The 19421-nt window shown below is 65.2% G+C and carries 22 protein-coding genes; 11 read left to right on the forward strand and 11 right to left on the reverse strand.

Annotated elements, in window-relative coordinates; genetic code table 11:
- Positions 1–98 precede the first annotated feature (98 nt).
- A complete protein-coding gene (locus tag I6F12_RS18750; protein WP_036015149.1) occupies positions 99–1337 on the reverse strand; it encodes an MFS transporter in 1239 nt (412 codons plus the stop codon).
- Between the two features lie 130 nt (positions 1338–1467).
- Here I6F12_RS18750 and I6F12_RS18755 point away from each other — a divergent pair, with 130 nt between their 5' ends.
- Complete coding sequence (locus I6F12_RS18755; RefSeq protein WP_109143496.1) at positions 1468–2076, forward strand: TetR/AcrR family transcriptional regulator; 609 nt, start codon at positions 1468–1470, stop codon at positions 2074–2076.
- A 346-nt stretch (positions 2077–2422) separates the two neighbouring features.
- On the opposite strand, the gene I6F12_RS18760 is transcribed toward I6F12_RS18755, so the two are convergent.
- Together I6F12_RS18760 and I6F12_RS18765 are read right to left on the reverse strand one after the other, a co-directional pair.
- The gene (locus tag I6F12_RS18760) at positions 2423–3796 is read right to left on the reverse strand and encodes a PleD family two-component system response regulator (protein WP_036025582.1); all 1374 of its coding nucleotides are present in this window, start codon (positions 3794–3796) and stop codon (positions 2423–2425) included.
- 14 nt (positions 3797–3810) lie between these two features.
- On the reverse strand, positions 3811–4176 hold the full coding sequence (locus I6F12_RS18765) for a response regulator (RefSeq protein ID WP_008566616.1): 366 nt from the start codon (positions 4174–4176) through the stop codon (positions 3811–3813).
- Positions 4177–4418: 242 nt separating this feature from the next.
- Here I6F12_RS18765 and I6F12_RS18770 point away from each other — a divergent pair, with 242 nt between their 5' ends.
- Genes I6F12_RS18770 through I6F12_RS18780 form a run of 3 tightly spaced genes read left to right on the forward strand, consistent with a single transcriptional unit; the run spans position 4419 to position 6423 of the window.
- On the forward strand, positions 4419–4730 hold the full coding sequence (locus I6F12_RS18770; RefSeq protein ID WP_036015155.1) for a DUF3572 domain-containing protein: 312 nt from the start codon (positions 4419–4421) through the stop codon (positions 4728–4730).
- Positions 4727–6016, forward strand: a complete 1290-nt coding sequence (locus tag I6F12_RS18775; RefSeq protein ID WP_109143495.1) for a DNA polymerase IV — start codon at positions 4727–4729, stop codon at positions 6014–6016. The genes I6F12_RS18770 and I6F12_RS18775 overlap by 4 nt, the downstream gene beginning before the upstream one ends.
- Positions 6016–6423: an ACT domain-containing protein gene (locus tag I6F12_RS18780; RefSeq protein ID WP_036015159.1), complete on the forward strand. Its 408-nt coding sequence runs from the start codon at positions 6016–6018 to the stop codon at positions 6421–6423. Before I6F12_RS18775 ends, I6F12_RS18780 begins: the two co-directional genes overlap by 1 nt.
- 101 nt (positions 6424–6524) lie before the next feature.
- Here I6F12_RS18780 and I6F12_RS18785 read toward each other — a convergent pair whose 3' ends face one another.
- Both I6F12_RS18785 and I6F12_RS18790 read right to left on the reverse strand, forming a co-directional pair.
- Positions 6525–6926 carry a RidA family protein gene (locus I6F12_RS18785; protein WP_018646938.1) on the reverse strand — a complete coding sequence of 134 codons (402 nt, stop codon included), beginning with the start codon at positions 6924–6926 and terminating at the stop codon, positions 6525–6527.
- Positions 6927–7150: 224 nt separating this feature from the next.
- Entirely contained in the window at positions 7151–7996 is an 846-nt protein-coding gene (locus I6F12_RS18790; RefSeq protein WP_225156979.1) for a cell envelope integrity EipB family protein, read from the reverse strand.
- Positions 7997–8227: 231 nt separating this feature from the next.
- Between I6F12_RS18790 and I6F12_RS18795 the strand changes: the two genes are divergently transcribed.
- From I6F12_RS18795 to I6F12_RS18810, 4 genes are all read left to right on the forward strand, one after another.
- Positions 8228–8695 (forward strand): RidA family protein, encoded by a 468-nt coding sequence (locus I6F12_RS18795; protein WP_036015166.1) that lies wholly within the window; start codon positions 8228–8230, stop codon positions 8693–8695.
- Positions 8696–8701: 6 nt separating this feature from the next.
- On the forward strand, positions 8702–9448 hold the full coding sequence (locus I6F12_RS18800) for a glycerophosphodiester phosphodiesterase (protein WP_225156980.1): 747 nt from the start codon (positions 8702–8704) through the stop codon (positions 9446–9448).
- A gap of 220 nt (positions 9449–9668) precedes the next feature.
- Positions 9669–10910, forward strand: a complete 1242-nt coding sequence (locus I6F12_RS18805; RefSeq protein WP_225156981.1) for a GNAT family N-acetyltransferase — start codon at positions 9669–9671, stop codon at positions 10908–10910.
- Positions 10911–10963: 53 nt separating this feature from the next.
- Positions 10964–11389, forward strand: coding sequence for an HIT family protein (locus I6F12_RS18810; protein ID WP_057029794.1), 426 nt, complete (start codon positions 10964–10966; stop codon positions 11387–11389).
- Positions 11390–11510: 121 nt separating this feature from the next.
- Here the strand turns inward: I6F12_RS18810 and tsaA are convergent, their stop codons facing one another.
- From tsaA to I6F12_RS18830, 4 genes are all read right to left on the reverse strand, one after another.
- Positions 11511–12002 carry a tRNA (N6-threonylcarbamoyladenosine(37)-N6)-methyltransferase TrmO gene (gene tsaA / locus I6F12_RS18815; protein WP_057029795.1) on the reverse strand — a complete coding sequence of 164 codons (492 nt, stop codon included), beginning with the start codon at positions 12000–12002 and terminating at the stop codon, positions 11511–11513.
- Positions 12003–12034: 32 nt separating this feature from the next.
- Positions 12035–12385, reverse strand: a complete 351-nt coding sequence (locus tag I6F12_RS18820) for an AzlD domain-containing protein (protein WP_036015173.1) — start codon at positions 12383–12385, stop codon at positions 12035–12037.
- The gene (locus I6F12_RS18825; RefSeq protein WP_225156982.1) at positions 12382–13122 is read right to left on the reverse strand and encodes an AzlC family ABC transporter permease; all 741 of its coding nucleotides are present in this window, start codon (positions 13120–13122) and stop codon (positions 12382–12384) included. The genes I6F12_RS18820 and I6F12_RS18825 overlap by 4 nt, the downstream gene beginning before the upstream one ends.
- 157 nt (positions 13123–13279) lie before the next feature.
- A complete protein-coding gene (locus I6F12_RS18830) occupies positions 13280–14233 on the reverse strand; it encodes a lytic transglycosylase domain-containing protein (RefSeq protein WP_036015176.1) in 954 nt (317 codons plus the stop codon).
- An 88-nt stretch (positions 14234–14321) separates the two neighbouring features.
- On the opposite strand from I6F12_RS18830, the gene I6F12_RS18835 reads away from it, so the two are divergent.
- Positions 14322–14960, forward strand: coding sequence for an HAD family hydrolase (locus tag I6F12_RS18835; RefSeq protein ID WP_036025601.1), 639 nt, complete (start codon positions 14322–14324; stop codon positions 14958–14960).
- Here the strand turns inward: I6F12_RS18835 and I6F12_RS18840 are convergent.
- Positions 14957–15994: a phenylacetaldoxime dehydratase family protein gene (locus I6F12_RS18840; RefSeq protein WP_225157016.1), complete on the reverse strand. Its 1038-nt coding sequence runs from the start codon at positions 15992–15994 to the stop codon at positions 14957–14959. The two genes, I6F12_RS18835 and I6F12_RS18840, sit on opposite strands and share 4 nt — an antisense overlap.
- Before the next feature lie 28 nt (positions 15995–16022).
- Positions 16023–17039, reverse strand: a complete 1017-nt coding sequence (locus I6F12_RS18845) for a carbon-nitrogen hydrolase family protein (RefSeq protein WP_225156983.1) — start codon at positions 17037–17039, stop codon at positions 16023–16025.
- 194 nt (positions 17040–17233) lie between these two features.
- Between I6F12_RS18845 and I6F12_RS18850 the strand changes: the two genes are divergently transcribed.
- Positions 17234–18190: a helix-turn-helix domain-containing protein gene (locus I6F12_RS18850; RefSeq protein ID WP_036015180.1), complete on the forward strand. Its 957-nt coding sequence runs from the start codon at positions 17234–17236 to the stop codon at positions 18188–18190.
- A 149-nt stretch (positions 18191–18339) separates the two neighbouring features.
- Positions 18340–19365, forward strand: a complete 1026-nt coding sequence (locus I6F12_RS18855) for an aldo/keto reductase (RefSeq protein WP_036015181.1) — start codon at positions 18340–18342, stop codon at positions 19363–19365.
- Positions 19366–19421: the final 56 nt, after the last annotated feature.

The following is a 19421-nucleotide window of genomic DNA, read 5'->3' on the forward strand; positions in this document are numbered from 1 at the left end:
GTTCTCTCGCACGTCAGCAACCGAGCGCTTTGAGGCAAATGCAAATTTGTGAGAACGGCAGCGGTGCAAGGCCAAGGAAAACGACCACCCGCCCCGCCCTACGCTGTCCGCAGCACTGGCGTGGGCGGCTGCGACGGCCTGACAAGCGCGAACGCGACCTGCACGATCCCGCCGGCAAGGCCGAGCGCGACGCCGATGCGCCAGGCCATGGTGTAGGAGCCGAGCGCGTCGTAGAGCAGCCCGCCTCCGTAAGCGCCGAGGAAGCTGCCGATCTGGTGGCTCATGAAGGCGAGGCCCTGGATCATCGCCTGCCAGCGCAGGCCGAACATCTCGGCGACCGCGCCCGCGACCAGCGGGCCGACGCCCATCCACAGAAAGCCCATGATCGCGCCGAACAGCAGCGTCGAGAACGGGCTTGCCGGCAGCATGAAGTACCAGGCGAGTGCGAGCGAGCGCAGGATGTAGATCCCGCCCAAGAGCGCCAGCTTGTTCCAGCGTTGGCCGGCCCAGCCGAAGAACAGCGAGCCCAGCACGTTGAAGCCGCCGATCATGCCGAGCGTCTGCGCGCTCAGCATCGGATCGAGGCCGCAGATCGCGAGATATGACGGCAGGTGCGTGGTGAGGAACACGAGCTGCATGCCGCAGACGAGATAGGCGCAGGTCATCACCACGAAGGAGGCATTGCCGAACGCGGTCCTCGCCGCGGCTGCAGCCGTGGCATCATCGATCTCGTCGGCCGCCGGCTTCGGCAACGGAATCTTGTCGACGCGCCCGGCATACCAGGCCGCAGGGATCATCAGCACCGACATGATGACGAAGCCCGCGAGCCCGACGCGCCAGCCAAAGCCCTCGTTGAGCATCTGTCCGATCGGCGCCGAAAGTAGCGCGCCGAGCGAGCCCGCGCCGGAGACGATGCCGAGCACGGTCGAGCGCACCGTCTCCGGCACCGCACGTGCCGCCACCGACATCGCGATCGCCGCCGCGGTGCAGGCGAGCGAGGTCCCGATCAGCACGCCGGCGCCGATCATGATGCTGAGAAGCCCATTCGCCGTCGCCATCAGCGCGAGGCCCGCGATGTACATCAGCGCGCCGGCGATCATGATCGGGCGGAAGCCGTAGCGCACGGTGAGTGCACCGGCGGGCGGCTGCAGGAAGCCCCAGGCGAGGTTTTGCACGGCCAGTGCAAGCGTGAAATCCGAGATCGAAATGTGGATGTCGTGCGTCAGCGGCTGCATGAAGATACCGAGCGACTGCCGCAGCCCCATGCTCAAGGTCAGCATGATCGAGGCGCCGATCAGGATCGGCAAGGTGGGACGCAGAACCTGCAGCAGGGGCATTTTTCTTCTCCCTTTTGGGCGCGGCACGCGTGCCGTCGTCTGCTTTTGCCGATGTTTTTGGGTACACAGACCTGTGCACTTAGGCTATAGATGGAAGCGGCTGTCAAGCGAACAGGACGCTTAGCTCCGCATGGCTCCCCCGCCTGCCCCACAGACGATGAAAGAGCGGATCCTTCAGACCGCCGACAAGCTGTTCTATCTGCAAGGCATTCGCGCCATCGGCGTCGATACCATCGCGGCCGAGGTCGGCATCAGTAAGCGCACGCTCTACAATCACTTCCCGTCCAAGGACGCGCTGATCGCGGCCTATCTCGAGCGCCGCTTCGTCAGCGCACGCCCCTCCGACAAGCCGCCCGCCGAGCAGATCCTCGCGACGTTCGATTCGCTGGAGCGGCGCTTCGCGGCGAAAGACTTTCGCGGCTGCCCATTCGTCAATGCGGTCGCCGAGCTCGGCCCCGGCGACCGCGCCGTGAAGAAGATCGCGATCGCCTTCAAGGAAAGCCGCCGCCTCTGGTTTCGCGACCGCCTGACCGAGCTCGGCGTTGCCGAAGCGGACGCGCTCGCGACGCAGCTGGTGCTGCTGGTCGACGGCTCCATCGCGCAGGACCTCGTGCGCGATGATCCGGCGATGGCCAGAGCCGCGAAGGAAGCGGCGAAGGTGTTGTTGCGGAATGCGGGGGTGGATGTGGGCGAGGATGCGAACCCGGCGGAGAAACGGAGCAAGCGCGCTCCAGACTAACCGCTGTCGCCTGATCGCTCGCTGTCATCACCCGCGAAAGCGGGTGATCCAGTATTCCAGAGACAGTGAAGCTAGACCCGAGACGCTGCGGCGTACTGGATTCCCCGCTCCAGTGCGCGACTGCGCACAAGGCGGGGAATGACACCGGGATTTGTGGAGAAAGCGCGGGCGCCTGACTACCCGTCAGGACCATTTCGCGACCCTACCAATATGCTCCTGTTTTGCCCGACGGGTCAAACGACGCCGCTGCCGGCGCAAATTATCTCGCCACCCGCGTAACCCATTGATCCCGCTCGCGCCGGCTACTGTGCATGGGGTTGTTTTCGCAACTTTGCGCGGACGGCCCTCACGCCGCCTGCGAGACCACGCGATTGCGGCCGTCGTGCTTGGCGCGGTAGAGCGCGGTGTCGGCGCGCTTGAGGACGTCGGCCACCGCCTCGCCCTTTCGCTCGAGCGTGGTGAGGCCGATCGAGATCGTGACCTCGATGCGCTTGGCCCCCTTGTGGATCGCGAAGGGCTCACCCGCTATCGAGCGGCGCAGGCGCTCGGCGACCATGCCGGCAACATGGAGATCGGTCTCGGGCATCACGATGACGAATTCCTCGCCGCCGTAACGGCAGGCGAGATCAATGCCGCGGATCGATTTGCGCACGCGCACCGCGAACTCGCGCAGCACGTCGTCGCCGGCATCGTGGCCGTAATTGTCGTTGATCGACTTGAAATAGTCGATGTCCAGGATCATCAGCGCCAGCGGCTTGCCGCGGGTCGCGGCCTGCTCGGCGAGCGTCGCCAGATGGCTCTCCATGTAACGGCGATTGTGCAGGCCGGTCAGCGCGTCGGTGATCGCCATCTCGATCGAGTTCTGCACATTGTCGCGCAAATGATCGGTGTAGCGGCGGCGGCGGATCTGGGTGCGGGCGCGCGCCAAGAGCTCGGTCTTGTCGATCGGGCGCAGCAGGTAGTCGTTGACGCCGATCTCGAGGCCGCGCAGCAGCCGTGTCGAGTTCTCGGGGTCGGCGATCGCCAGGATCGGCACATGGCGCGTGCGCTCCAACGAGCGCGCCTGGCTGCACAGGCGCAGGCCGTCGAAATTGTTGAGGTCGAGCGAGACGATCAGGAGATCGTAGTTGCCCTCGGCGGCGTGGAACAGCGCCTCCGTCGGGTTCGGCTCGACGTCGATGGTGTGCTCGGCAGCGAGGATCGTCGCCAGCCGCTCGTAGGAGGACTGGCGGTCGTCGACCAGGAGGATGCGGCCGCCCTTGCCGGTGTCGGCGATCGCACTGCGCTCGGGCGCCTGCATGCCGATCTCGAGCGAGGTGATGGCGCGCATGCGCAGCTCATCCGTCATCATCTTCAGCCGCGTCAGCGAGCGCACCCGCGCGATCAGCACGACGTCGGAGACGGGTTTGGTCAGGAAGTCGTCGGCACCGGCCTCGAGCCCGCGATTGCGGTCGGCGGGGCTGTCGAGCGCGGTGACCATCACGACGGGAATGTGGTGCGTCGCCGGATCGGTCTTGAGGCGGCGGCAGACCTCGAAGCCGTCCATGTCGGGCATCATCACGTCGAGCAGGATGATGTCGCATTCGGCACGCCTTGAGATCGCGAGCGCCTCGGTGCCGTTCGCGGCGGTCATCACGTCGAAATATTCGGCGGAAAGGCGGGCCTCTAACAGCTTGACGTTGGCGGGGACGTCGTCGACGACCAGGATACGCGCGGACACTGTGAACTCACTTCCTATCCGATAAAACGCCGGACCGTCTCAATGAATTTGCCGACCGAGATCGGCTTGGACAAATAGGCTTCGCAGCCGCCCTCGCGGATGCGCTCTTCGTCGCCCTTCATCGCGAACGCCGTGACCGCGACGACTGGAATGGCGCGCAGCTCCGGATCGTCCTTGATCCAGCGCGTCACCTCGAGGCCGGAGACCTGCGGCAGCTGGATGTCCATCAGCACGAGGTCGGGCCGCATCTTGCGCACGAGGTCGAGCGCCTCGTAGCCGTTGCTGGTGCCGGAGGTCTGGTACCCGTGCGCCTCCAACAGGTCGCGGAAGAGCTTCATGTTGAGCTCGTTGTCTTCCACGATCAGGACGGTCTTAGCCATCCCGCCCTCCTGATTGGTCCGAAGGACCGGTACATGTGACGCCTCAGACGCCGCTTCCCGGCGTTTCGAAAACTGGATTCAAACTAGCCTCAGATTCGCTTGAGTTTCGTTAAACCCGAGGGTCCACTTTCTGCGATGTGGTTTCCAGTTGCTTGTCCGGGGCCGGAAGACTTGAGCACGAGACTCGGGCATGATGATTCCAAATTAGAGACTGAAAGTTAACGGAAAGGCAAACCGTCCCCGTGAAAAAGCCTGTTCACAACCCCCGCGAAGTCGCTGAAATCGTTGCGATTCAGGCCCTGTCCTTCGTCGCGGGCGAGCCTGAGCGGCTGGGCCTGTTCCTGGCCGAGACGGGGGTCGGTCCGGAGACCCTGCGCAACGCCGCCGCGGACCCGAATTTCCTCCTCAGCGTGCTCGATTTCGTGATGCGGGACGATGCCACGGTGAAGGCCTTTGCCAAGGTGGCGGAACTGCACCCGACCAACGTTGCCGCGGCGCGGCAGGTCCTCGGCGATGCGCTCGGTGACCCCTCCTGGGAGCGCGACGTGCCGTGAGCGTCCCAGAGCCGGCCGGGCCCCGCTGCTTCTGCCGGGATTGTCTGGCCGATCTGGATATGGGCCTGCGGCGCTGCTCGGCCTGCGGTTCCCCCCGCCTCGTCCGCCACCGCTCGCTCGCCGGCCTGACCATCGCCCATATCGACTGCGACGCCTTCTATGCGACGGTCGAGAAGCGCGACAACCCTGACATCGCCGACAAGCCCGTCATCATCGGCGGGGGCAAGCGCGGCGTGGTGTCGGCGGCCTGCTACATCGCGCGCACCTATGGCGTTCGCTCGGCGATGCCGATGTTCAAGGCACTGGAAGCCTGCCCGCATGCGACCGTGATCCGCCCGGACATGGCAAAGTACGTCCGGGTCGGCCGCGAGGTCCGCCAGGCCATGCAGGCGCTGACGCCGCTGGTCGAGCCGCTCTCGATCGACGAGGCCTTCCTCGATCTCTCCGGCACCGAGCGGGTGCACGGCATGATCCCCGCCAAGGTGCTGGCGCGCTTTGCCCGCGACGTCGAGCGCGACATCGGCATCACCGTCTCGGTCGGCCTGTCCTGCAACAAGTTCCTGGCCAAGATCGCCTCCGACCTCGACAAGCCCAGAGGCTTTGCCGCGCTCGACCAGGAGGAAGCGCGGTTGATGCTGGCGGAAAAGCCGGTCGGCTTCATCTTCGGCGTCGGTCCCGCGACGCAGGAACGCCTGGTGCAGCGCGGCTTCCGCATCATCGCCGATCTGCAGAAGGCCGACGAGATCGAGATGATGCGGCAGTTTCCGAGCGAGGGCCGCAGGCTGTGGCGGCTCGCACGCGGCATCGACGACCGCCGCGTCGAGCCTGACCGCGGCGCCAAGACCATTTCAAGCGAGACGACGTTCGAGACCGACATCCGCGATTTCGCGACGCTGGAGAAGATCCTGTGGCGACTCTGCGAGAAGACGTCGTCGCGCCTGAAGAGCAGCGAACTCGCCGGCTCCACCGTGACGCTGAAGTTGAAGACCGCCGATTTCCGCCAGCGCACGCGCTCGCAATCGATCGCCGCCCCGACGCAGCTGGCCGCGAAGATCTTCTCGATCTGCCGCGAGATGCTGGCCAAGGAAATCGACGGCACCGCCTTCCGCCTGATGGGCGCCGGCGTCAGCGCGCTGCGCGAGGGCTCGGCGATCGATGACACCGACATGCTCGACCGGCGCGCCGCCCACGCCGAACGCGCGGTCGACAGCCTGCGCAAGAAGTTCGGCAGCGCCGCGGTGATCCGCGGCATTGCCTATGAGGGCCCGGAGAAGGCGCAGGAGTGATGACGGGTGAACGCGATCTCAATGCGCTGCTGAGACTGATGAAGCCGGAGCTGCGACCGGGCACCTTCGTATTTTGCACGATCGCGGCAGACGAGACTATTCCCGCAGCAGTCGATCCGCTCCTGATCTTCCGCGAGCCGGAGGGCACAACGGTCGTAGCACCGCTGGAGGATGCCGAACGCGCAGGACTGCGCTACGAATTCGCCTCACGCCTGATCACGCTCACGGTTCACTCCGCGCTCGATGCGGTCGGCTTCCTGGCGGCAATCACGGCGCGCCTCGCCGACGCCGGCATCAGCGTGAATGCCGTGTCGGCGTTCCACCACGACCATCTCTTCGTACCGTCCGACAGAGCCGACGAAGCGATGGCGGCTCTACAAGAGCTGTCAGAGGCGAAGCACTCATAGCAGCTGTAGCCCGGATGGAGCGGAGCGCAATCCGGGACAGTGCTCCGTGGCGACAGGCTTCCCGGATTACGCTTGCGCTTCATCCGGGCTACAGGAAAACCTCAATCCGCAACCGCGACCGCCTCGATCTCGATCAGCCATTCCGGCGCAGCGAGCGCGGAGACGCCGACGAGCGTCGAGGCTGGCGGCTCCATGCCTTCGAAGAAGGCCGAGCGGGCCTTGCCGATGATGGGCCGCAGCTCCGGCTTGTAGTTCACCACGAAGGTCGTGATCTTGACGATGTTGGAATAGCTTGCCCCCGCGGCCTTCAGCGCGAGGCCGAGATTCTGCATCACCTGGGTGGTCTGCGCAGCGATATCGCCCTCGCCGACGATCCGGCCCTCCTCGTCGGTCGAGACCTGGCCGGAAATGTAGATCGTGCGCGCCCCCGTCGCGGTGACGACGTGGGAATAGGCTGGATTGTGATGCAGGCCGCTGGGGCGGAGATGGTCGAGCTTCGGCATGGGCTGGCTCCCCGAATTTGTGGTTGGGAGGGAGCGTAGCGGGAGAGTGTGACGAGAGCTAGCCCCGTCATTGCGAGGAGCGAAGCGACCAAGAGAGATCTCGTAGGGTGGGCAAAGGCGCACTTGCGCCGTGCCCACCATCCATCAACGATTATCGAGAGAAAGCGTGGGCACGATCCGCTTTGCCCACCCTACGACGCTGCTCGCGACGAGAGACCTAGCCCTCAATTACAGGGCTTGCTGTCCTTCACGTCGAACTTGCCCATGGCGCCGGAGATGACGAAATCGTTGTAGTCGAGCACGAGCTGGCGCGAGACGCCGTTCTCGTAGAGCTCGAACGCCATCGCATAGACCGGCGTCTGCTCGCCCTCCTTCTGCTGGGCGTCGCGGTCGAAATAGCTGACGGTGACTGGCCAGCGCTTGAGCGACTTCATGTGCTCGTCCGCAGTCGACGGATCGGACGAGGTGGCACGGTCGGCGGGGATCGGCTGACCGATCACGGTCAGCGTGTTGTAGACCTTCTGGCCGTCATCGGAGCCGTCATAGACGGAGAGTTCGAGCAGCGATTTGCCTTCCCTCGCCGCTGCGATGATGCGCTGGATTTGCTCGGTTGGGAACACGATCTTGCCGTCGAGCGTGAACGTCTTCGGCGCCGGAAGCTTCAGCTTGACGTTGATGTGGTCGCCGTCGCGCTCGGCCGAGCCATCGACGCGGCCGGCATCCGCCTCGTTCATGCGCGTCTCGATCTTGAAACGGTAGCTCTTGCCGGCGGCGTCCTCCCAGGAGTTGGAGCGGAGGTCGCTGAGCGTGACCTTGCCCTCGCCGCTGTCGAGCTCGGAGACCTGGCGGAATTCCGAGGTATAGCCCTCGCAGGCGTTCCCCGTGAAATTGTAGAGGATCCGGCCGCGGGCGCTATTGACCGAATTGGTGCGCGATTTGACGAGGCGGAGATCATACAGCGCCTGGTGCGCGAGAAACGGACCGTTGGCGGCCTCGGCTACGCCGCCAAGGCCGACACTGGCCGCGGCAAGCGCCATCACACCGAGCGAAGTCCGGAAAAGATGCACCATGTCTGTTCCCTGAGGAAAGCGCAGATTCGACATTTTAATGACCGTTCCATTGCGCCGCAACTGAGGCCGTCCACGTAAAATTGCCCCTCCACGTTGAACCTGCCGGCCAGCCTCAACAAAATGCAGCCCCTCCGGTTGCTTGCATGTGGCGGCATGATGGGCGAAACAGGGCGCGCCCGGCCATCCAGGGGACGCGCCGGAGCGAAGGATTTTTGGACAACGAGGTCGGACATGGCGGGCACGGTCGAGCAGAAACTGGCGGAGCAAGGCATCAAGCTGCACGAGGCCCCCTCCCCCGTCGCCAACTACGTGCCCTTTGTGCGCACGGGCAACCTCCTCTTCGTCTCCGGCCAGGTCTGCTTCGACCCCGCCGGCAAGCTGATCGCCAAGGGCAAGCTGGGGGCCGGCGTCTCGATCGAGGACGGCGCCGCAGCCGCGCGCGGCTGCGCCGTCAACCTGCTGGCCCAGGTCAAGGCGGCGCTCGGCGATCTCGATAAGGTCGTACGCGTGGTGCGCCTCGGCGGCTTCATCAACTCGGCCCCGGATTTCCTGGATGGGCCGAAGGTGCTCAACGGCGCCTCCGACCTGATGGTTGCCGCCTTCGGGGACAAGGGCCGCCACGCCCGCACCACCGTCGGCGTCGCCTCGCTGCCCGCGGATGCGGCGGTCGAGGTCGAAGGCGTGTTCGAGGTCGCCTGACGCCAAATGCGCGCTCCGGATTGGCTGACAGCGCGGCCGGTCGCCCATCGCGGCCTGCATGACATTTCGCGCGGCATCGTCGAGAACATGCCGGGCGCGGTGCAGGCTGCGATTGCTGGTAGTTTTGCGATCGAGGTCGATATCCAGCTCTCGGCCGACGGCGAGGCCATGGTCCATCACGACCATGCCCTGGGCCGACTCACCGAGGCCACCGGCGAGGTGATCGCAAAGACCGCGACCGAGCTGAAGGCCGTCAGGTTCAAGGACACCGACGAGCGGATGATGTCGCTCGCCGACCTCTGCGCCATGGTCGCCGGACGTGTGCCCCTGGTAATCGAGGTGAAGAGCCATTTCGGCGGCGATCGCAAGCTGGTGAAGCGGATGGCCGAGGTGTTGGCCTCGTATGACGGCCCCGCCGTCGGCATGTCCTTCGATCCCGACCAGGTGCTGGCGCTACGTGACCTGTTGCCCAATCGTCCGCGCGGCATCGTCGCGCAGCGGAGCTATGAGGACGAGTACTGGGCCAACCTCACCCAAGAGCAGCGTGACAGCATGCTGTACTTGCGCCACGGCTTGCAAACCCGGCCGCATTTCGTCGCCTTCAAGGCCGACCACCTGCCGGCCCCCGCCCCCTGGATCGCCCGCAACCTGTTCGGCTGCGCCCTGCTCGGCTGGACCGTCCGCACCCCGGAGCAGCGGAGCCGGGTCGGGCGGTATGCGGACCAGATGATCTTCGAGGGGTTCGTGCCGTAGGGCTTGCCCGTGTCCCGGACAAGCTGCGACGGGTGAGCGTCGCAGCGCTGAGGCGGGACCCATCTCTCCGCGAGCGCGCGGCCACATGAGCCCGGCTCAGCGGCGCACCACACCGGACGATGCTTCGCATCGCCGGGAGTGCTGCGCCGCGTCCGGGGCACGAGACCTGTGTTCCCCCGCCCTCTTGAAGTCGCTGCTGCAATGCACGATCTTGGGCACGATGGCATCATCGGAAATCACGCTCGAGGCCGTACCTTCGATTGGCGACGTGTCACCGGAGGATTGGGACGCCTGCGCCAATCCCGGCGGACGGTGCAATGGGGCTGGCACCAGAACCTCATCCGCTCTTCCAAGCGATTCCCTCGACCTCTCAAGACCCGCCTATAACCCGTTCGTCTCCCACGCCTTTCTCTCTGCGGTCGAGAAATCGGGCTCGGCCACGGTCCGGACTGGCTGGGGACCCCGGCATCTGGTCGCCAAGCTCGGCGGCCGCGTCGCCGGAATCGTCCCCTGCTATCTGAAATCGCACAGCCAAGGCGAATACGTCTTCGATCGCGGCTGGGCGGATGCCTATGAGCGTGCCGGGGGACGCTACTACCCGAAGCTCCAGGTCTCGGTTCCCTTCACACCGGCCACGGGGCCGCGGCTGCTGGTGCGTGATGGCGTCGATCGCGAGCGCATCACCGAGGCGCTGGCGAGTGGGCTCATAGCGCTATGCGGCGTCAGCAAGGCCTCCTCCGTCCACGTCACCTTCGCGCGGGAGTCGGAATGGAAGCTGCTCGCCGAGCACGGCTTCCTCCAGCGCACCGACCAGCAGTTCCACTGGCACAATGAGGGCTTTGCGAGCTTCGACGACTTCCTGGCGACGCTGAACTCGCGCCATCGCAAATCGATCAAGCGCGAGCGGCGCGATGCGCTCGCGGCCGGCATCACGATCCACTGGCTCACCGGCAAGGACATCACCGAGGATGCCTGGGATGCCTTCTTCGCATTCTACATGGAGACCGGCTCGCGCAAATGGGGCCGGCCGTACCTAACGCGCGAGTTCTTCTCGCTGATCGGCGAGTCCATGAGCGAGGACGTGCTGCTGGTGATGGCCCGCCGTAACAATCGCTGGATTGCGGGCGCGATCAACTTCATCGGCTCGGACACGCTGTTCGGCCGCAACTGGGGCGCGGTCGAGCATCACCCGTTCCTGCATTTCGAGGTCTGCTACTACCAGGCGATCGATTTCGCGATCAAGCGCGGCCTCAAACACGTCGAGGCCGGCGCGCAGGGCGAGCACAAGATCGCGCGCGGCTACCTACCCCGGACCACGCATTCCGCCCACTTCATCGCCGATCCCGGCCTGCGCCGCGCCATCGACGATTACCTCAAGCGCGAGCGCGCCTATGTCGCGGAAGCCGGACGAGAGCTCGCCGAGCTCGGCCCGTTCCGCAAAGCGGCCGACGAGGCGCCTTGACGCCTCGCCACGGCTGGTGACAGTAAGCGCAAATCGTTCGAGGAGCCGCCGCCATGACCGCCTACGACACTAACAACATCTTCGCGAAAATCCTGCGCGGCGAGCTGCCCTGCTACAAGGTCTACGAGGATGAGCACGTCTTCGCCTTCCTCGACATCATGCCGCGCGTGCCCGGTCACACGCTGGTGATCCCGAAGGCTCCTGCCCGCAACATCCTCGACATCAAGCCCGACGATTACGCCCATGTCGCCCGAGGCGCGCACAAGATCGCGGCCGCCGCAATGAAGGCGTTCAATGCCGACGGCATCACAGTGCAGCAGTTCAACGAGCCTGCCGGCGGACAGGTGGTGTTTCACCTGCACATGCACGTGATGCCGCGCCACGACGGCGTCGCCATGCTGCCGCCTGCGAGCCGCAAGGAAGACGACAAGGTGCTGCAAGAGCACGCGGCGAAGCTGATGGCGGCGTTGAAGGGGTAGCCGGCGCTGCATCCTCGTCATTGCGAGGAGCTCTTGCGACGAAGCAATCCAGACTGCCTCGGTGGAGGGATCCTGGATTGCTTCGCTGCGCTCGCAATGACGAGGTTGGAGCGGAGGCCCCTCACTCCGTCTCGAAATCGCCCGTCTGCGGCGCGGCCAGCGGCGTGAACTCGCAGCGGTCGGGCTTGATGTCGATCAGCGGCGTGTTGTCGATGCAATCGAGGCCGCGCACCAGGATGGCATTGCCCTCGATGCCGACCAGCTTGACGATCGAGGTGCCGATCGGATTGGGCCGCACCGGCGAGCGCAGCGAAAAGGTGCCGCGGGTCTTCTCGTTGTTCTTCGGGCTCTGCAGGACGATGTCGCGGCGCGAGCGGTCGAGCCAATAGAGCACTTCGAGGTTGCTGTAGAAGTCGACGCCCTTGATGGCCGGCACGAACGGCTCGAAGATCTCGAGGCGGCAGATCGGACCGTCCTGACGTCCCTGCCGCGGCGTCTCCAGCCGCGACGACCAGGGCGTGCGGATCCGGCCGATGAAGACGAGGCCGGCATCTTGCGTCGGCGGCAGCTCGATGGCGACCTCGCCCTCGCGGAGCTCCTGTTCGCGAACCATATGTCCTGTTCCCTGGCTGTTCGCTGGCGGTTTTAGCCCAACCACCACTTGCCGGCCAGCATGAAGACTTCGCCCGTGACCACGCCTGCGAAGATCGAACGGCGGGTCAGCAGGAAAACGACGAGACCGGCACCGACCGCACCATAACGCAGGACATCAGGCACGCTGGCCAGCGCCCCCGGCGGCTGGACCACGATCTGGGCGATGACGCCGGCCAGGATCGCGGTGGCGACCGCCCTGACCCAGACCAGCAGCTCCGAGCCCTCGTCGATGCCGCCGCCGAACCACAGGCCCAGCATGCGCCAGATCTGGTTGGGAACGACGCCGGCGACGAACAGCACCGCCAGCGCGTGCCAGTCGCCGATCGCTTGCGCAAAGCTCATGCGCGTACCTCCCGCCACCAGTGCACGCCATAAGCGATCGTCCCGGCGACCACGCCGCTGACGAGGATATCGAGGCCGGAGTTCATCTTCGCCGCCAGCGGATAGAGCACGATGCCCAGCACGAGCGCGACGACGTCGGCGACCTCGCGGCTGTTGCGCGCCGTCGAGAACAGGAACGACAGCGGCGTCAGCAACAGGATCGCCGCACCAAGCGTCTGCGTCAGGTTGGCGGCGAGGAAATAGCCGACGATATTGGCGACAAGGCACACGGAGACGAGCCCGCAGCCGAGCCCGTGGACGAAGGCGATCCGCCGTTCGCGCGGCACCTGCGGCAGGAAGCGGTGGCATTCGACCCACAGCGTCACTGCGGTGAGATGCGCGGCGAAAATCAGCTCGCGCCGCTTGGTCGTGGGTGTGCGCATCAGCGGCAGCACCGAGACCACCATTGGAAACAGGCGGATGGCGCTGACGGTCACCGCGATCGCCGACTGGATGATGGTGGCGCCCGAGCCGAGCGTGGTGATCAGGATGATCTGCGCCGGACCTGCCCAGACCAACAGCGTCGAGCACAATGCCCAGAGCAGGCTGAAATGGGTGTCGTGAGCGAGCGCACCGATGCCGAGATAGGTCACGAACAGCACGATGGTGAGGATCGTCTGCGTGATCGAGCGCAGTCCCCACGCGAAGGCGCGCCAGGGACTATTCCATTGCGGTGAATCGAGCGGAGGAAGCGCCACGGGAGCTTTGGCCGGTAAGGAATCGTGCCCGCATAACGGGCGAGACGGGTGCGCGCGTCAAGGAAAGGCGCGGCGGGGCTGGCATGCATGACAGCCAGGCTCACCGCCGTCATTCCGGGGCGCTGCACTTGGCGCGAACCCGGAATGACGGCTCATCCTACCCCGCCACACCCCTGTTCCTCAGCACGAAACACGCCCCGCCCGCCTTGCGGATGCGGTTGCACAGATCATCAGCCTCGGCGCGCGTATCCGCGCCGATGCGGACCTGATAGAACGCGCGCGTGCCACGGCTGCGCATCACCGAGGAGAGCAGGCTCGGATCACGCTCGCCGATCACGGTGCTCAGTTTCGTCACGGCCCGGGAATACATCGCGAGCGCCCTGTTGCGGTCGAAGCCGGCCGCGAGCTGCACGCCCCAGATCTTTGCGGCTGCAAGCTCGACATGCTGCTCGAGCTCGGCGACGAATGGATTGGGAGCACGCTTGAGCAGCGCGATCAGATCACGGCAGCTCGTCGTCGGCGAGCTCGGTGGTCCCTTGCCGGTGCTCCCCGCCTTGGCCCAGGCATCGACGCTGGTGCCGGTGATGGCATACACGTAATTGCGGGTCTGCTCCGGCATCGGCCCGGTGCCGGCGAGCCATTCCTGCACGCGCCGGGGGCCGGCATTGTAGGCGGCCGCGGCAAGGCCGAGATTGCCGAACTGGTTGCGCAGCTCATTCAGGAATTCGGCCGACTTCGGCAAAGCCTGCACCGGATTGAACGGATCGAGCAGACCGCGCTCGCTGGCAGTGCCCGGCATGAACTGCGCGATCCCCTGCGCATGCTGGCCGCTGCGCGTCATGGGCCCGACCGCATCGGCCTGGAAGCGGCTTTCCTGCCAGATCACGCGCGCGAAGAATTCCAGCGGCAGGCTATTGTCGCGCGCGGCCGCCTCCACGATCAGGCAGATCGACTCCCGCGTGTCGCTCTCGCGCGCGTCGTTCGGTTTCTCCGCCGGCTTCTCGGGTTCCGCGGCCTTCGCAGGCGCATCGGTGGGCGGCGCCTCCTCCGCGAGCGCCGGCGACAGCAGGACGACCTGGCACAACACAGCAATGACCCGAGCAATTCGCATGGCATTGACGCTATCGGACAAATCGGACCTTGACTTGGAACCAGAGCCAACTAGCAACAGACGGCAGTATCAACACCGGTCATGCCCGATGGTGACAATCTTTTTTGATCTCGACGGCACGCTGACGAACCCTAAGCCCGGGATCACCCGCTCGATCCAATATGCGCTGGAACGGCTCGGCGTTCCCGTGCCGAGCGAGGACGAACTGACCTGGTGCATCGGCCCTCCGCTGCTTGCCAGCCTTCGCAAGCTCACCGGAGCCGATGAGCTCGCCGACCGAGCACTGCAGCTCTATCGCGAGCGCTTTAGCGATATCGGCCTGTTCGAGAACGAGGCTTACAGCGGAATTACGGACACGTTATCTTCGCTCGCAGCGACACGTCAGCGCATGTTCGTGGCGACCAGCAAGCCCGCCGTCTACGCCAGCCGCATTGTCGATCATTTCGGCTTGAAGCCGTATTTCGAACGCGTGTTCGGCTCCGAGCTCGACGGCACGCGCGTCGACAAACGCGACTTGCTCCGCTACGCGCTCGACGAGGCCAAGGTCGATGCGACCAGCGCGATCATGATCGGCGACCGCAGCCACGACGTGGTCGGCGCCAGGACCAACGGGATGATCGCCATCGGCGTGCTCTACGGCTACGGCAGCGAGGCCGAGTTGCGGGAGGCCGGCGCGCATCACATCTGCGCGGCACATCCCGAGCTGCTCGGCCATTGTGTCGCTTAGGTGCTGACAGTTTCGACCGCCGCCAGCATGCCTGTCTTCGGGTGACAGTTCAGATATTCGAAGAACTGTTCGTCGGCGGCCGCCACCGTCACCTCGTGATAGAGCCGCAGCTTGGCTGACGGCCCGAGCGTCGACAGATATTTCATAGCCGCGCCGAAGATCCTGACATGGGTCGGATGCGACTCCGCCCAGCGTTCGAGCGCGGCGAGGCTCTTCCACCAGCTCTGCCCGTAGGACTTCTCGTTGACGCTGCCGTCGGCCGTCAGCACCTGCATGTAGCGGTTGGCATAGCAGCCAATCGCGAGGCCATCATCGCGCAGAAAATCCATGCCCTCGCGTAGCACCGGTTCGACGTCGTCGAGATAGAGCTTTCGCTCGGATGCTGCGGTATCGCTCCAGTCCTGCCCGGAGCGGATCAGGCAGAGATTATCGTGCGCCACGACTCTCAGCCGCGGGCCGTCGCAAATCAGCTCAGGCGCGCCACCAGGCGCCATCGCATCAGTCTGCGACAGCGGGATACGGTCGCGCATCCCGCCCCAATAGGCGTGCTCCTGCACCTCGCCGCTCATGCCTTCCGCAACGACGGCGATACCTTCTGGCCGATCGGGCGAGGAGAACAGCGTCTCGTGACGGGCCACAACGGGACGCAGCACCTCGATGAAGGTACCGATGCCGTCGCGTTGCCGCCCGGTCCACATCTCGCGAGCCCCCGCGAACCAGGCATCAAAGCGCGCGAGATCGTCCCAATAAGCGACCGTGACAACATTCTCAGACCCAAACTGATCTGTATAACTTGCCCGGTCCCAATGCGACGGACCGCCATCCATTGCGAACAGTCCTGCGAGTTCTTTCAACGCCTCCATTGCCGCCGTTGCCGCACCGCCATGCTGGACACCGAAATAGGCCATTACGACGCGGCTGACCGAAGGTTTGTAGCGCGCCACGAAGGACGGATATGGCGGCTGGTAATCGTCCGGCACGCGCTTGTGGCGCGCGCGTGGAGTTTCGAGATGCGCAGGAATAGCGGATTCCATAGCCATGCCCTCCCCGTGATCGCCGCGATCAGCTTGCCGCCGCCGCAATGTCCATGGGCTCGACGGTGTCGACCGGCAGCGCGAACTGCTCGACCCGCTGGTATCGCTTCTTGTTGAGCAGCAGCCGTGTGACGTCGGGCCGCGAATAATGTCCGGCGGGATCGGCAGCATTCTTGGCAACGCCGATGGCGCCGAGATCGATCTCGGCGATCAGCAGGCCTTCCTGATCGGGTGCCAGCTTGTCCCCGATCTGACTGCCATCGGGGCCGTAGATGGCCGCAAAGCCGCCGCCCGCATGCAACAGCGCATTCTTGTCCGGCCGGTCGCAGAGCTCGTCGATCATGGCCTGCGAGACGGTGGCGCAAGGCGCGAGCACGAAGCAGGAGCCTTCCACCGCATAGACGCGCGAAGCCGCGTTGTTGACCTCGGCCCCTAATGCCGGCGCGAAGGGATCGTAGAGCGAGAAGCTCGGCCAGGCCGCGACATGGACCTGCTCGTTCTGAGCGTACATCGCATATTTCGACAGCGGCTGCAGATGCTCCCAGCAGCACAATGCGCCGAGCCGGCCGATGTCGGGCCGCGCATGCACGGCGAGGTCGCTGCCGTCGCCTTCGCCATAGACCGTGCGCTCGGCATGGGTCGGCCGCAGCTTGCGGCGCTTTGCGATGGTCTCGCCATCAGGGCCGATCAGCCATTGCGCGAGGTAAAGGCTGCCGCCGTCGCGCTCGGACAAGCCGATCACGGCGGTGAGCCTTGCCTTGCGCACGGCCTCGCGCAGGCGTTCGGCCTGCGAGCTGTCATAGGACAGCGAATTGTCGAAATAGCGCTGCACGAAGCCCCGCCCGATCGCCCAGGCCGGGGAGTCCAGCCAGATGTGCCAGGGGTAGCCGGGGATAAAAGCTTCAGGAAAGGCGATCAGCTTGGCGCCCTTTTCCGCGGCCTCCCCGATCAGCGCGATCGACTTGTCGATCGAGGCGTCGAGATCGAGCCAGGCCGGTGCCGCCTGCACCACCGCAACCTTGTATTTCGGATGTTCGATGCCCATTGCCGCCTCCATTGCCGGTTGATCGCAAGCCACGTCCGATGCAGTCTATTTGGCCAAGCTGGGCGGCCAGGCGCTCGACCACGGCGGAACAAAAACTCGACTGGAAGGGATCGCCCGGTACGGAATTTGCCTCCGGTCAGGCTCGATCTGCGCCAACATGCGGTTTTGCAGGATGTGAAAGGGAGGCTGTCCTGATGCCAATCCAGTTCACGACAGACGGCAGTCCCGGCTACCGGCGGCTCGCGCTCTGGCAGGACATCGTCTGCGACGTCTTCGTCGGGCTCGACTGCAAGTCCGACCTCGGCAGCGCCTTTCATGGCTCGGTCACGCAGGCCTCGCTCGGCAAGGCCGTGTGCTCCGAGGTCTGCTCGGACCGCCAGCACGTCTTCCGCACACCGTCGCGCATCGCGCGCTCGGATCAGGGTTTCGTCTTAGTCGCACTCGGCAATCGCGGCAACGGTGGCGTTGTACAGGACGGCCGCGAGACCGTGATCCACCCCGGCGAGTTCGCGCTCTACGACACGACGCGCCCGTACGAGCTGAAGTTCAACGACAGATTTACGCAGACCATCTTCAAGGTCCCACGCGAGATGCTGCAGCGGCGGCTCGGCGGCACCGAGACGCTGACAGCAATGTCATTTGGCGCCGACGCACCGCTCGAGCGGCTCGCCTATGATTTCATTGTCCGGCTCTGCCAAAATGCGGATAGCTTGGCTCTGGATACGGCTACGGCGCTGTCGGAGCAGGCAGTTGATCTGCTTGCGATGGCATTGAGCGAGCGGCTCGGCAAGTCATCGCTGCCGTCCTCGACCCACCGCTCGGCCCTGCTCTACCGAGTGAAGGCGCACATCCGCGCGCACCTCGCCGATCCCGATCTCTCGGTCGCTGAAACCGCAGCCGCGCTCGGCATCTCGCCGCGCTATGTCAACGATCTTCTCGCAGACGAGGACACCTCCTTCCAGCGTCATGTCCTTGCCGAACGCCTCGCCCGATGTCGGAGGGATCTCGCCTCGCCTCTGCTCGCCCATCGCCACATCAGCGAGATCGCCTTCGCCTGGGGCTTCAACGACCTCTCGCATTTCGGCCGCGTCTTCCGCGAGCATTTCGGGATGTCGCCGCGCGACTTCCGGCAGAGCCAGTTGCGGCATTGAGGTGCATTCCAGTCGGCTGTCATCTGCACGATCAGGTCATGCCGAGCAGGGCCGGTATGTGAGCAGGTGATAGGACACGGCGCCTGCTTGCAGTATCTTCCGCCGCCAAGGCCGCCACGATCATCAGCGGCCAGCCGAGGAGCAGATCGATGGAATACCGACGCTTGGGCCGGTCCGGCCTTATGGTGCCTGCCTTGAGCCTGGGAACGGGCACGTTCGGCGGCGTCGGCCGCCTTGCGGCATGGGGCACGACGGACGCGACCGAGGCGCGGCGTCTTCTGGACATCTGCCTCGAGGCCGGCGTGTCGATGTTCGACACCGCGAATGTCTATTCGCTCGGCGAGTCCGAGCGGGTGCTCGGTGAGGCCATCAAGGGTCGCCGGGACAAGGTCCTGATCTCGACCAAGGCGACCTTCCGCTTTGGCGACGGTCCCAACGATATCGGCTCGTCGCGTGAGCACCTGCTCAAAGCCATCGACGGTTCGTTGAGCCGGCTCGGCACCGATTATATCGATCTTTTCCAGCTCCACGGCTTCGACGCCTTCACGCCGTCCGAAGAGGTGCTCTCGACTCTCGACGTGCTCGTGCGCGCCGGCAAGATCCGCTATGTCGGCGTCTCGAATTTCTCGGGCTGGCACCTGATGAAGTCGCTCGGCGTCGCCGACAAGCACGGTTTTCCGCGTTACGTCGCCAACCAGACCTACTATTCCCTGATCGGGCGCGACTACGAATGGGAGTTGATGCCGCTCGGCCTCGACCAGGGGTTGGGCGCCGTGGTCTGGTCGCCGCTCGGCTGGGGGCGCCTCACCGGAAAGATCCGCCGCGGTCAGCCGAAACCGGAAGTCAGCCGCCTGCCCAAGACGGCCGAATTCGGACCGCCCGTCTCGGACGAGCACGTCTACCGTGTCGTCGATGCGATCGACGAGATCGCGAAGGAGACCGGCAAGAGCGTCTCGCAGATCGCGCTGAACTGGCTGCTGCAGCGTCCGACGGTCTCGACGCTGATCATCGGCGCACGCAACGAGACCCAGCTGCGCGAAAATCTCGGCGCGGTTGGCTGGTCCTTGACCAAGGACCAGGTCGCAAAGCTCGATGCCGCGAGCACGGTGACGCTGCCCTATCCCTACTGGCACCAGCGCGTGACCTTCAGCGACCGCAATCCACCGGCGGTGTAGGACAGCTGCACCAAGCGCGCTTGGGTAAGCCGGCGCGCTGGCGGCCGGTTCCGGAA

The sequence above is a fragment of the Bradyrhizobium sp. IC4059 genome (assembly GCF_020193615.1).
Lineage (GTDB): Bacteria > Pseudomonadota > Alphaproteobacteria > Rhizobiales > Xanthobacteraceae > Bradyrhizobium > Bradyrhizobium yuanmingense.